Source organism: Deltaproteobacteria bacterium (assembly GCA_016208165.1).
Lineage (GTDB): Bacteria > Desulfobacterota > Desulfarculia > JACQYL01 > JACQYL01 > JACQYL01.
In genome coordinates, this window is record JACQYL010000014.1 from 56036 (window position 1) to 69902 (window position 13867).

The 13867-nt window shown below is 54.6% G+C and carries 13 protein-coding genes; all 13 read right to left on the reverse strand.

Annotation, left to right across the window (positions count from 1 at the left end; translation table 11 throughout):
* Nucleotides 1-7: 7 nt before the first annotated feature.
* Nucleotides 8-880: a 4-hydroxy-tetrahydrodipicolinate synthase gene (locus HY788_02905; GenBank protein ID MBI4773125.1), complete on the reverse strand. Its 873-nt coding sequence runs from the start codon at nt 878-880 to the stop codon at nt 8-10.
* A 2-nt stretch (nt 881-882) separates the two neighbouring features.
* Entirely contained in the window at nt 883-1722 is an 840-nt protein-coding gene (locus HY788_02910; protein MBI4773126.1) for a diaminopimelate epimerase, read from the reverse strand.
* 340 nt (nt 1723-2062) lie between these two features.
* Nucleotides 2063-3463 (reverse strand): argininosuccinate lyase, encoded by a 1401-nt coding sequence (gene argH / locus HY788_02915; GenBank protein MBI4773127.1) that lies wholly within the window; start codon nt 3461-3463, stop codon nt 2063-2065.
* A gap of 2 nt (nt 3464-3465) precedes the next feature.
* On the reverse strand, nt 3466-4674 hold the full coding sequence (locus HY788_02920; GenBank protein MBI4773128.1) for an argininosuccinate synthase: 1209 nt from the start codon (nt 4672-4674) through the stop codon (nt 3466-3468).
* Nucleotides 4667-5587: an ornithine carbamoyltransferase gene (gene argF / locus HY788_02925; protein MBI4773129.1), complete on the reverse strand. Its 921-nt coding sequence runs from the start codon at nt 5585-5587 to the stop codon at nt 4667-4669. Before argF ends, HY788_02920 begins: the two co-directional genes overlap by 8 nt.
* Before the next feature lie 8 nt (nt 5588-5595).
* Nucleotides 5596-6771, reverse strand: a complete 1176-nt coding sequence (locus HY788_02930) for an aspartate aminotransferase family protein (GenBank protein MBI4773130.1) — start codon at nt 6769-6771, stop codon at nt 5596-5598.
* Nucleotides 6772-6793: 22 nt separating this feature from the next.
* Complete coding sequence (gene argB / locus HY788_02935) at nt 6794-7714, reverse strand: acetylglutamate kinase (protein ID MBI4773131.1); 921 nt, start codon at nt 7712-7714, stop codon at nt 6794-6796.
* Nucleotides 7715-7756: 42 nt separating this feature from the next.
* The gene (gene hslU, locus HY788_02940; GenBank protein MBI4773132.1) at nt 7757-9139 is read right to left on the reverse strand and encodes an ATP-dependent protease ATPase subunit HslU; all 1383 of its coding nucleotides are present in this window, start codon (nt 9137-9139) and stop codon (nt 7757-7759) included.
* 4 nt (nt 9140-9143) lie between these two features.
* Nucleotides 9144-9680, reverse strand: coding sequence for an ATP-dependent protease subunit HslV (hslV, locus tag HY788_02945; GenBank protein ID MBI4773133.1), 537 nt, complete (start codon nt 9678-9680; stop codon nt 9144-9146).
* Nucleotides 9677-10585 (reverse strand): tyrosine recombinase XerC, encoded by a 909-nt coding sequence (xerC, locus tag HY788_02950; protein MBI4773134.1) that lies wholly within the window; start codon nt 10583-10585, stop codon nt 9677-9679. The genes hslV and xerC overlap by 4 nt, the downstream gene beginning before the upstream one ends.
* A gap of 105 nt (nt 10586-10690) precedes the next feature.
* On the reverse strand, nt 10691-12676 hold the full coding sequence (locus HY788_02955; protein MBI4773135.1) for an RNB domain-containing ribonuclease: 1986 nt from the start codon (nt 12674-12676) through the stop codon (nt 10691-10693).
* Nucleotides 12677-13495, reverse strand: coding sequence for a RimK family alpha-L-glutamate ligase (locus tag HY788_02960; GenBank protein MBI4773136.1), 819 nt, complete (start codon nt 13493-13495; stop codon nt 12677-12679).
* A gap of 74 nt (nt 13496-13569) precedes the next feature.
* Nucleotides 13570-13848 carry an integration host factor subunit beta gene (locus HY788_02965; protein MBI4773137.1) on the reverse strand — a complete coding sequence of 93 codons (279 nt, stop codon included), beginning with the start codon at nt 13846-13848 and terminating at the stop codon, nt 13570-13572.
* Between the last annotated feature and the right edge of the window lie 19 nt (nt 13849-13867).

Below are 13867 nucleotides of genomic sequence, written 5' to 3' on the forward strand. Positions count from 1 at the left end.
GAACCGTTCAGATCAAGCCGTACTGCCGCAGAACGGATTCGAGTTTGATTTTGCTTGCAGGCGCCATTTCGCACATGGGCAGTCGAAATTGCTCTTGAATCCTACCCATGAGAGCCAACGCCGTTTTGACTGGAAGAGGATTGGTTTCGATGAACATCGCCTGGCATAGAGGAAACAGGTTCAGGAACATTTCTCGAGCCTGCTCGTGCCGGCCCTCCAAATACGCACCCACGTATTCGGCTGACTGTTTGGGCGCTATGTTCGCCACAACACTGATCACTCCCTTGCCCCCCACGCTCAGCAACGGTAGTGTAATTCCGTCGTCCCCACTCAGCAGCACGATGCTGTCCCCGCATTTAACCACGATTTCCGTCATCTGGGTTATGGAGCCGGAAGCCTCTTTGATGGCCACGATTTCCTCCATTTGCGCCAGACGCGCTACCGTTTCGGGAAGCATATTTACCGATGTACGACCCGGAACATTGTACAGAACGATTGGAAACGACACTTCCTTGGCGATCGTTTTGAAATGCTGATAGAGCCCTTCCTGTGTGGGTTTGTTGTAGTACGGGGTTACGGAAAGAGAAGCATCGGCCCCCACCTCTTTGGCGTGTCGGGTCAGTTCCACTGCTTCCCAGGTACTGTTCCCTCCGGTGCCCGCGATGACGGGAACCCTTTTCCGAACGGCGTCCACACAAATCTCAATCACCCTGTTATGCTCTTCCATGGACAGGGTGGCGGATTCTCCTGTCGTACCACATGGAACGATGGCGCTCGTCCCATTTTCAATCTGAAATTCGATCAGCCCCCGGTATGCTTCCTCGTCAACCTGCCCGTTTCGAAACGGTGTTACAATCGCAACAATAGAACCTGAAAACATAACTAATCTCCTGTAGAAAAGAATAATTCAGCGGAAATACACCCCTGAAAAGCGATGGTCGTGGCTCCTTCCAGGAACACCTGTCCGAATTCGGAGTCACTACGGTAAGCGGCGTGAACAGTAAGACGCTCACCACTTTTTGTCACAACGGATATGGGTGGTTGCATGCCATTCCGCTTTATTCCGACGAGCGCTGCGGCGACCGCGCCGGTCCCGCACGCCAGTGTCTCGTCTTCTACTCCTCTTTCGTACGTTCTGATTGCCAGCTGATTGCCACCCAGGACACGAACGAAATCGGCGTTTGAACCGCCGGGTTGAAAACGTTCGTGGTTCCGCAACGCCCTGCCCGCGGTCAGTATCGGGAAATCGTCCAGGCGCCCGACAAAAACCACCGCGTGGGGAACACCCGTGTTGATGACGGATACGCTCAAACGCTCTCCGCCGAGAAACAGCTGCTCGTCCATCGAAAGATCCCTAGGCTGAGGCATTTCGATTTTGACACGGCGGTCATCCACCACAACCGCCCGGAGAATACCTGTTAGAGTCTCCAACGTCATCTCTCTGGGAGCAACATCCGTCATATATGCGTAACGGGCGGCGCATCGCGCTCCGTTGCCGCACAGCTCAGCTATGCTCCCGTCGGAATTGAAAAATCGCCAACCAAAATCGGCGTGTTTCGAGTTCCGAACCAGGATCAGGCCATCCGCGCCAATGCCCAAACGACGGTCGCATAGTTTCCTGACGACGGAGGGCGAAATCGATGCATCCAAACGATCATCCCGATCGTCCAACAGAATGAAATCGTTACCGCACCCGTGCATTTTCACAAAAGAATGACCGATCCATGCGTTCATACGTCGGTTTCCTGCGAGGACGGGTTACTTCAAAGGTAATCCGATGACGAAGTTTGTCCTATCCTTGATCGAAAGGCTTATATCTAAGCCATATCGATGCCTACCGTACCCCCGCTCCCACACTGCCCCCGAAGGAAGGGAGACGAGAAATCGCACATCTCCACCCCGTCGGGAGGAGATGGAAAATGGCGGTTGGGTCGAGGAAGGAAACCCACCAAATTCGGCGGCGCGGGTTGGATTACACTCGATGTTTTCTCGCGATCAGGAATGACAGGCGGCCCTTTCTTCCCGCACGAACCGATCAGAGCGAAGAACAAGAGAAGCATCATCAAGGCTGCGAGTCGTCGTCCCATAATTCCTTCTCGAATCGCTCCAGCTCCCGGCGTACGCGTACGGGAGACGTGCCTCCATGGACGTTGCGTGTTTCGAGTGAGCTGCTTACGTCCAGCACTCGGTACACGTCTTCCTCTATGCTTCTCGAAAACTCTCGCAGCTCGGAAAGTTCCAGTTCATACAGTTCTTTGCCCCGATTCACGGCATACTGCACCATCTCTCCCACAACATGATGCGCCCTCCGGAAGGGGAATCCCTTCCGAACCAGGTAATCCGCCAGGTCCGTGGCCGTCAGAAAACCGCTTTGAGTGGCCTGAAACATCCGATCGCCATTGAACTTCAGGCCTTTGATGACCTGAACAAGCACGGAAAGAGTAGCAGTCACCGTATCGGATGCGTCAAAAACCGGCTCTTTGTCTTCCTGCATGTCCCGATTGTAGGACAGGGGTAATCCTTTCATCACGGTGAGCACGGACACCAGGGCTCCATAGACCCGGCCGGTCTTTCCTCGGGCCAGTTCCGCCACATCGGGATTCTTCTTTTGTGGCATGATCGAACTTCCCGTGGTATGCGCGTCGGACATCTCCACAAAATCGAATTCCTTTGTGCTCCAGAGCACGAGTTCTTCCGCCAGGCGACTAGTATGCATCATGATCATGGACATGTCGAATAGAAACTCCGCCACAAAGTCCCGATCACTTACGGCGTCGATGCTGTTCCGCGAGACGCCGTCAAAGCCCAGTAATTTGGCCGTATATTCCCGGTCGATGGGAAATGGCGTTCCCGCCAGGGCCGCACTTCCAAGGGGAAGTACGTTCATTCTCCGCGCACACCCTCTCAGGCGGTCCAGATCGCGAGAAAACATCTCCACATAGGCCAGCAGATGGTGGGCCAGGAGCACCGGCTGCGCTCTCTGCAGATGCGTGTATCCGGGCAACACCAGCTCGAGATTGTTCCTCGCCTGTATCACCAATGCCTTACACAATTCCTTCAACATTTGAGAGCAGGTTTCAACAGCTTCTTTCAGATACAACCTGAGATCCAACGCTACCTGATCGTTGCGACTTCTGGCGGTATGAAGCTTCTGTCCTAGGGGCCCGAGCAGATCGATCAGTCGAGACTCGATATTCATGTGGATGTCTTCGAGACCCACGTCGAACTTGAACTCCCCTTTGTCCATTTCCCGGTGTATTCGCCCGAGGGCTTCGATAATCTGATCCGCCTCTTCGTTCGCAATAATGCCCTGTTTGGCCAGCATTCGGCAGTGCGCCACGCTCCCCTCGATATCGTAGGGGTACAGACGCTTATCGTAATCAATCGAAGCCGTGTACTTCTCGACGATGCCGTCGGTATTCAGGTTGAATCTGCCCCCCCAGGGCTTTCTGGTTGTCCCCACGTTTAATTCGTCCTATCCAGCAGTTTTTGAATCTTAAGGCGCAAACCGTTTAGCCGGATGAACCCCGTTGCATCTGCCTGGTTATACACGTTGTCTTCTTCGAATGTCGCAAGATCCACGGAATACAACGATCGAGCGGACCTGCGCCCCACAACAAGGGTGTTTCCTTTGTAGAGCTTCAGTCGGACCGTACCGTAGACGTTACTTTGGGCTTCGTCCACGATCGCCTGCATCAGCTTCCGTTCCGGGGCGAACCAGAAGCCGTAATAGATCAGCTCGGCATACTTCGGGACCAACGAGTCCCGGAGGTGCATGACCTCTCGATCCATGGTAATGGACTCGATGGCCCTATGGGCCACCTGCAATATGGTTCCGCCGGGAGTCTCGTATACGCCACGGCTTTTCATGCCCACAAACCGATTTTCAACCATGTCCACGCGGCCGATCCCGTTTTTTCCGCCCAAGGCGTTCAGCTTCGCAAGCAATTCCGCAGGACTGAGACGCTCACCGTCAAGGGCCACCGCATCTCCCCGTTCAAACTCGATTTCGACATACGTCGGCTTGTCCGGCGCCTTTTCAGGCGACACGGTCAAAACGAACATCTCTTCAGGAGGTTCCGCCCAGGGGTCCTCGAGTATGCCGCCCTCGAAACTAAGGTGTAGCAAGTTCCGGTCACAGCTGTAGGGTTTCTGACGTGTCACCGGAACTTCGATGTCGTGGCGACGGGCATACTGAATCAAGCTTTCCCGAGATCCGAAATCCCAAATCCTCCAGGGCGCGACGATGGTGAGTTGAGGATTCAACGCCATATAGGTCAACTCGAATCGTACCTGGTCGTTTCCTTTTCCAGTCGCTCCGTGGCTGACCGCGTTCGCATTCTCCAGAGCCGCAATCTCGACCTGCTTCTTTGCGATCAGGGGGCGCGCCAGCGAGGTGCCGAGCAGATACGTGCCCTCGTACAAGACGTTGGCTCGATAGGCCGGAAATACGAAATCCCGAACGAATTCCTCTTTGAGATCCTCGATATACACCTTAGACGCGCCGGTACGTTTGGCCTTTGCCTCCACGGGCTCGAGTTCCTCTCCCTGACCGAGGTCCGCGGCAAAGGCAATGACCTCCGCATCGTACGTTTCTTGAAGCCATTTCAGGATTACCGATGTATCCAGGCCACCGGAGTACGCCAATACGATTTTCCGGATATTCTCAGTCAATTTCGCCTCCTGACAGTTTTAGCAGGATTGCTTTGTGAACGTGCATTTTGTTCTCCGCCTGATCCCAGACCACGGCTTCCGGATCGTCCAAGAAATCGGCGGTGATCTCCTGACCCCGATGAGCGGGAAGACAGTGAAGCACCATAACGTCGGGCAGAGCGTGGGCCACCAACTCGGGATTAACCTGGTACGCCCGAAATGCTTTCAGCCGGGCCTCGGCTTCATCTTCTTGCCCCATACTCACCCAGACGTCCGTATTGATCACGTGGCATCCCTTTACGGCCTCTTTCGGATCCCGGACAATTCGAATCGACGGATTCTCGCGGCGGGCGGACCCCAGTATTTCCGGATCCGGATCGTATCCCTCGGGACACGCCAACGTGAGTTCAAAGCCGAGACGCGCGGCTGCATTGATCCACGAATGCGCGACATTGTTTCCGTCTCCGACCCAGGCGGCCCGAAGTCCATCCAACGAACCACGCCTCTCGAACACCGTGTATACGTCGCTCAACACCTGGCAGGGATGGAAACGGTCGGTCAAGGCATTGATCACGGGCCGTCTCGAAGAGCGGGCCATATTCTCCAACCATTCCTGGCGATAGGTACGGACGGCGAGGATATCCAAATATCTGGCCAGTACCCGCGCCGTATCTTCCGGAGTTTCGTCTCTCGATAACTGTGTATCACCGGCCGTAAGGTAGATGCAGGACCCTCCGAGTTGATACACAGCCACTTCGAATGAAACCCTGGTCCGCGTGGACGGCTTTTCGAAAAGCAGCCCCAACGTTTTCCCTTGAAGCACGGTTTCTACACGGCCGGCCTTCCAGCGTTCCTTCAATCGTCTCGTCAGATGGAACAGTTCCAGAATCTCCTCTCTGGAAAGGTCCAAAATGCTCAGCAGATCCCTTTTCATACGTCTTGTCACCTGAGAATTTCTTTCAATACTTCCATCAGCCGTCCCATCTCGGCTTCAGTTACCGTCAATGGAGGCGTCATGCGAAGTGTTCTCTCCTGCACGGAGTTCACGAGCACACCCTTGGACTGGGCCGCCCCCACAAACGGCTTGGCTTCCCGATCCAGATCGAGAGCCCAGATCATTCCCTTGCCCCTGACATCCCTTACAATCGGACTGCTGCGGGCGACCTCTAAAAGCCCTTTTTCAAAAATGACACTGCGCCTGTTCAGATCTTCGAAAAATCCCTTCGAAGTCAATGTTTGCAGTACGGCGATGGCCGCCGCGCATACCAGCGGCGTTCCTCCGAACGTCGTGGCATGGCTTCCCGGCCCGAAGGCCTGGGCCACCTCGTCCCGGGCCAGCATCGCGCCCATCGGCAACCCGTTGGCCAACGCCTTGGCCAGTGTCATTACGTCAGGTTCCACTCCGTATACCTGATGGGCGAAAAGCGCGCCGGTCCGCCCCATTCCGGTTTGAACTTCGTCGAACATGAGCAACACGCCCCGTTCCCGGCACAATTCCTTCAGGCCGCGAAGGTACCCTTCGGAGGGGAGAATGACCCCGCCTTCCCCCTGGATCGGCTCCACCAGAAATGCGCACACCGAGTCATCCATCTTCAGTCGGGCCGCTTCCAAGTCGCTGAACGGCACCGTCAGGAACCCTCCCAGCAGCGGATCGAACCCTTTCTTCACTTTGGCCTGACCGGTGGCCGTCAGTGTGGCCATGGTCCTTCCGTGAAACGACATCTCCGTAGTAATGATTCTGAAGCGATCCTTGCCGTATTTGTCGGCTGCGTATTTCCGCGCCAACTTGATCGCCGCCTCATTCGCTTCCGCTCCGCTGTTGCAGAAAAACACCTTGTCGGCAAAACAGTGCTCCGTGAGGAGCCGGGCAAGCCGGACCTGAGGCTCGGTGTAGTATAGGTTCGATGTGTGAACGAGCGTCCTCGCCTGTTTACACACGGCATCCGCAACCGCCTCGTTGGCGTGACCCAAATTGCAGACGGCTATCCCGGCGACGAAGTCGAGATACTCGTTATCTTCTTCGTCCCAGACCCTGGCGCCCTTACCTCGAATCAGAGCCAGGTTGTTCCGGGCATACGTTTGCATGATAACCTGTTTTTCAAGCTCCTTGAGATTCATTGGTGGCGCTCCAGATGATGGTTCAAGTTTCTTTCGGTGGTGAGTCCAGAACGATTTCAGTTCCAATTCCTGTATTGGTGAATATCTCCAGCAGAACGGCGTTCTTTCTTCGACCGTCAATGATATGCGTTTTCTCCACTCCGTTTCTTAAAGCTTCCAAGCAGCATCGCACCTTGGGGACCATTCCGCCGCGAATCTCTCCCCGTTGAATCATTTCTTCGACCTCGGAGGCTCGAAGCGTAGAGGCCAACGTGCCGTCCTCTTTCGTTACGCCGGGAACATCGGTAAGTAGGATCAACTTCTTTGCTTTCAACGCCTCGGAAATTTTCCCGGCTACGAGGTCCGCGTTAATATTGTAGGTTTCTCCTTCGGATCCCACTCCCACGGGCGCAATCACCGGTATGAATCCGTCCCGCTCGAGCGTTTGCAGTATGGCAGGATGAACCGTCTCCACCGTTCCGACCATGCCGAGATCGATGATTTCCGGCGGTCGCTCGGGTGTCCCGGAGTCGCGGTACATTTGCATTTTCCGGGCGTGAATAAGCCCGCCGTCTTTTCCGCTCAACCCCACGGCGGATCCGCCGTTTTGGTTGATCAAGGTTACGATCTCCTTGTTGACCCGGCCCACCAGAACCATTTCCACCACATCCATAACCGGTTCATCCGTGACGCGCATGCCTTCGACGAATTGCGTCGGAATCTGCATGCGCTCGAGCACCCTTCCGATCTGCGGACCTCCGCCGTGCACGATCAGTGGATTCAGCCCTACAAACTTGAGCAGTATTACGTTTAGTGCAAAAGCGGTCTTGAGCTCGGTGTCCACCATGGCGTGCCCGCCATACTTGATCACTACCGTCTCATTGTGAAAGCGGACAATGTACGGTAGGGCCTCTATCAGGGTCTGTGCTTTCAATGTGTCGCGTTCCTGTACATTGGGTTCCATCGGCAGGACCCCCCCGGTTCTCTTCTGTGTTGAACGGATACACTATAGGATGTAACGGCTCAGGTCTTCATCCTTCTTGATGTCGGACAGCTTGGATTGGACATATTCCCGTGTAATGGTCATTCGCTCTCCCGACATCTCCGGAGCGCGGAAGGATACGTCTTCGAGGAGTGCTTCCAAAACCGTATGCAGTCTGCGAGCACCTATATTCTCCGTGCGTTCGTTCACAAATTGAGCGATATCCGCTAGTTCTTCAATGGCTTCGTCGTCGAAAATCAGTTCTACGCCCTCCGTTTGGAGCAAGGCGACGTATTGTTTGATGAGCGCGTTCTGCGGTTCCGTCAGAATGCGAATGAAATCCTCTTTTCCAAGAGCTTCCAGCTCCACCCGAATCGGAAATCGACCCTGCAGCTCCGGGACCAGATCGGACGGTTTGCAGCTATGAAAGGCACCCGCAGCAATGAAAAGGACATGGTCGGTTCTCACCATCCCGTACTTTGTGGTAACCGTACTGCCCTCTACAATGGGGAGTAAATCTCTCTGAACCCCTTCCCGAGACACGTCCGGGCCTTGCGTATGGTCCCGTCCCGCGATTTTGTCGATCTCATCCAAGAAAATGATGCCGCCCTGTTCCACGCGATCAATGGCCTCCGAAGTGACATCATCCATGTCGATCAGTCGCTGGGCCTCCTCTTGCTGGAGGACCCTCAAAGCTTCCGGTACCCGCATCTTCCGTCTCTTGGTGCGCTTCGGAAACATATTTCCAAACATGTCCTTAAAATTGATGTCCACCTCTTCCATGCCCGGACCCGACAGGATTTCTACAAAAGGCACGTTCCGGTCCGGCACTTCCAGATCCACAAGGCGATGGTCGAGCTTCCCGGCGTGCAGCTGCCGGCGGATCTTCTCCCGCGTATTCCCTTCCCGTTCACTCGGAGATCGAACGACCTCCAACGTCTTGTCGCCCGAATCCGATTCGTCGGTTCTTTCCTCCCGTTTAGGCATGGGCAGCAGTACATCCAACAAACGCTCTTCAGCTATTTCTTCCGCTCGTATCCGTACACGCTCCTGAGCCTCGGCCTTTACCATGCCGATCGCCAGCTCGGTGAGATCCCGGATCATGGATTCCACGTCTCGACCCACATAACCCACTTCCGTGAACTTCGAGGCTTCGACTTTCAGGAAAGGGGACTGAGTCAATTTGGCCAGTCTGCGAGCGATTTCCGTCTTCCCCACTCCCGTAGGTCCGATCATGATAATGTTTTTCGGAGCTATTTCGTCCTGCAACTCCTCGTCGACTTGCTGGCGTCGCCACCGGTTCCGCAACGCAATCGCAACGGACCGTTTGGCTCTACGCTGTCCTATAATAAACTTGTCCAGTTCGGACACGATTTCCCGCGGCGTCAGGGTTTGAGGGCCGGACATGGCGTTAAAGCTCCTCGATAATGATCTCGGTATTGGTGTATACACAAATGGATGCGGCTATTCGCATGGCCTCTCGGGCAATTTCCACTGCCCCCAGATCCGAATTCCGTACCAATGCCAATGCGGCGGACAGGGCATATGGTCCTCCGGAACCAATGGCCATTACCCCCTGATCCGGTTCGATAACGTCCCCCGTACCGCTGATCAGAAAGGAACGCTCCCGGTCCGCCGCCAGAAGCAATGCCTCGAGGCGTCGCAGTATTCTATCGGTCCGCCAGTCCTTTGCAAGCTCCACCGCCGATCGGGTGAGATTCCCGTTATACTGATCGAGTTTGGCCTCGAGACGTTCGAACAAGGTAAAGGCATCTGCCGTGGCTCCGGCAAATCCGGCCAGTATCTTATCGTTGTAAAGCTTTCTCACCTTCCTCGCTCGGGCCTTTACCACGGTTTCACCGATGCTTACCTGGCCGTCCCCGGCCATCACGGTGATTCCCCGGTGCTGCAGCGCCAGGACCGTCGTCCCCCTGAATTCACGGATCATTCTCGACTGCGTGGATGGCATGCGTCGTACACCTCCATGAGCTTGTCCAGACTTACATGAGTATATTTTTGTGTAGTGGACAGGCTCGCGTGTCCAAGTAACTCCTGTATGGCCCTCAAATCGGCCCCCGAATCCAGAAGGTGCGTGGCAAAGGAATGCCGCAGGACATGGGGGCTCACCTTCATGTTCGAGCCGCACAGTCGGATGTATTTATCCACTATGCGCGCCACGCTTCTAGGAGTGAGGCGACCGCCATGATGGTTGAGAAACAGCGCTTCTGCACCCTTTGAAGCCGAACGTTTTTTTCGCAGGTTCTCAGACTTCTCAAGGTAGCGTCGAATGGCCGTCAACGCCTTCGAACCGATGGGCACAACCCGCTCTTTACTCCCTTTGCCCATTACCCGCGCACAGTTCTCCTCAAAAAAAACGGAACCCACATTCAACCCGGTCAGCTCGCTCACTCGAAGACCGGCGGAATAGAGGGTCTCTAAAATAGCTCGATCCCTCAGGCCCAGGACTGTTTCCTCTTGAGCGGCGTCCAGCAAAGCGAACATGTCGTCCACCGGTAGGAACCGCGAAACCGGCTTTTCCTGACGTGGCGAAAAAATGGCTGCAACAGGATTCCGCTGGATGACACCGTTCTTGAGGAGATATCTGAAAAAGCTCCTGAGCGAGGAAAGCTTACGATTAATACTCGTTTTTTTTGAAGTACCGTGTAACTCGGCCAGATACGATCGTATCAGATAATGATCGACTTCCCCCGGCGACGCCTCTTTTTTATCACAGTGCTCTGCCGCAAAGCGCAGAAACGCTTGAAGGTCACTCCGGTAGGCCCGAACCGTGTGCGGAGACAACCCCCTATCTTTTTGAAGGTGCCTGACGAATTGGAGCACGTATTGATTCACGGGGTCACATCCCGAAAAAAAAGAATTATATGCATAATCCAACAAAAAGAAAAGAAAAAATCAAAGCTAAACCTTGGAAAAGATGCTGGATCTTTGGGGGAGAAATTAACTGAGACTGATCCTGAACACGTCGTCTCGAGGATTCGAACGATCGATGCGTACCTGAATAAATTCGCCCGGTTGAAGCTGTACGGTCGGAAGAAAGGAAAGGTTGCACTCGAATAAGGCATCCGTGAGCACCACTCTGTAATTTCGAGCATGTTTCTCGAGCACCAACGCCTGAACGGTCTGTCCTTGCATCTTCTTGAAGTATTTCAGCATCCAGTATCGGTGACGCCGGTTTTTGATCATATTGGCGCGCTTGACCGCGGGTTCCAGCTCGACGAGCATCTCCGCCAGTTGCTCCTCCCCATACACCGGGGACCCGCCCGAAAGAGCGGACATGATTTGTCGCTGGGTCACAAGATCCATGTACCTTCGAAGCGGGGACGTCATATTCGTGTATGCAGGCACTCCCAGGCAACTGTGAGCGGCCACGCGCGTTTGAAGATTCAGTGGTTGAAGTTGCCTTCGCTGTTTGAAAATACAGAACAGGTCGTTATTCAAATCACCCTCGATACGCTCCTTCGGCGGGCCCTGGCTCCGGAAAAATGCGGGTACACCCATCGAACCCAGAAATTCCGCGGCAAGACGGTTGGCAAGTATCATGCTCTCCGAAACAATGATCCGGCTGATGCTGTCCCGCTCGATCTTCTTAATCGAAATATTACCATCCGGTTCTATGAATACGGCGATCTCGAAGGGAGGTTGCGGAATAGCGCCCGCATCCAACCGCTCCTGCATCAATTGCCGGGTAATCCGGGCGAGCAGGTGAATATCTTCGTCGCGGTCATGCAGCAAATTGACTTCCGAGTAGGTCATGCGCCGTTTCACGCGGATGACGCTCGGCACAAAGCGATATCCCACGACTTGCAGACTGGAATTCAGATCCACCAGCAGGCTTAATGCCAGTTTTTCTTCGCCTGCCCGAAGGCTGCACAGCTTGTCCGAGACCTCGGCGGGCAGCATCGCGATCCGTTCGTCGGGCATATAGATGGACGTCCCTCTTTCCCTTGCGCATTCGTCCAAGGGAGTGCCCGGACCTATGTAAGAAGACACATCCGTGATGTGAATGCCCAGTTGGAAGCCTGAATCCGTCTTTGCTATGCTTAACGCATCGTCAAAATCCGACGTCGCCATGCTATCAATGGTCAACGTCATAAGACCCATGGCGTCCACTCTGCCTTCAGCGGAGCCCGGACCTTCCGCCACCATCCGTCTTGTCTGTTCCTCCACCTCATCCGGAAACGCGATAGGCACCTGATACTGATCGAGGTCCAGGTTTTGATCCGGGGTCCACACACCCAGCTTCACCAGAACTTCGAACGCCTTGTCCGTGCTTCCGACTTCCGCCCGTTTGAGCAACGCCTCCCCTTTTCGAAACAAGGGGGCTGTGCAATCGCCCAAGGCAGCCGCTTTGAGCGCCTCGATCAAGTCGCCGTGCTCATCGATGTCCAACGGGATCTTTCCATGCGCCAGGGTGTTCTTCAGCCATACACTTTCTCTGATCAGTTCCTCTTCCCGTCGGGCTTCGATTTCCCTCTGTTCGAGCAACAACGCCACCTTTTCGGAAGTCTGGGGATAGGCCCGATTGTCTTTATACTTGAAGTGGATACGATCATTAATGACGGCTCGGACGAACGCGGCCTCGTGGTCCGGAGACGAAGCGTCGCCAAACACCAAGTCCGCCAGGAACCCGGGATCGAAGCTCGTGTCTTCCCCTTCAACGAGTTCCCACACCTCTTTCACGTCAATCCGTTCCTGAAGTTCTTTCCTTTTCGCCGCTACAGCCCGGATTTGTTCTTCGACACGATGCCGGGGTTCTTTCAGGTTCAGCGAACGACTGTCTATGTGGAGAATGCGAGCGACTCCCAGGTTCACTTCGCGGCCGGCTTCATTCAAGGCCTGGATCCTATTCCCCCGGTCCTGGAGGCATACCGCGACCCTGAACGTTCGATCCTCCATGTATTCGACCACCTTGCCGGGTTCCATTCAGATCTCACCTCTCGCCAGCATTTCTTCTAAGATGCCTTTATAGCTCAAGCCCGCCGCCTTAAACCCTTTTCTTCCGTAGCGGAAGTTGGCCTCAAGCACATAGTAACGTAAACCGCTACTGACAACATCCACCCCCACATCGTCGAATTGGCAAGACCGGGCGGTTTTATCGGCAATTTCGATAACGGCCTCCGGTATGTCGTTGAAGTCAATAGCCCCCCCCCGAGCCACGTTGGCTCTGAATTCGCCGGCAGCGGGGGTCCGACGATATGCCAACACCGGCTTGTATCCGATCAACACTACTCTATAGTCTATCGCGTTATTCAAGTATTCCTGGATGTAGGCAACGGGGGTGTTCTCCAAATACCGCTTCAATTCATCCCGGCTGTCAACCAGAAAGACGCCTCGACCTGAATCGGATCCGCGGGGCGCCTTTGCCACGAACGGAAAGTCGAAATCCCTCAGGATGTCCTCAAAATGTCTCCGGAAATAAAGCCGGGTCCTGGGATGGGGAATTCCCATCAGCTTAAACAGGGTCGTCTGTCTGATTTTGTCGCCTGCATAGTAGCAGGATGCATACCCCGGAAACAGTCTCTTCCCTAAAGCGAGAAGCGGTTGCGACAGCAGCGCCGTAGGATAGTACAGGACAGGCGCATTTCGAATGCATGACCATTCGGCCGGGCTGTAGTCCTCGAGGTTTGGACGCACACCCAACGTGATCACACCCCGGACCCCCTTCAGCCGGCTGCCGAACGCAACCTTCAACTTTCCGGATCGAATGTGTTCGAGACGATCCCTCTGCTCAGCAGGTTCCAAAACTTCCTCAAACAAAAAAACCCCGCCTGTTGAAAAGCGGGGAAATGTGTCCCTACATCGAGATCTTCCGGATGTCAGCGATTGATTCTTTCGAGAATCTCTTTTCCCGCTTTGAAATGAATCTGACGTCGTGCGGGTTGGTAGCTGGTTTCCCCCGTCTTCGGATTGCGGATGGCTCTTGGCTTCCTTTCAACCACCTTCAGACGACCCAACCCCCGGATCTCTACGGCATCACCCTTCCGGAGTGCGTCACTCATGGTTTCAAAAAACAGGTTCACCAAGAGTTCCAAGTCCCCCCGGAGTACATCCGCATGGTTGGAAAACGTACGTTCTATCAGTTCAGATTTCAGCATAGCCGTAACTTCAACGAGA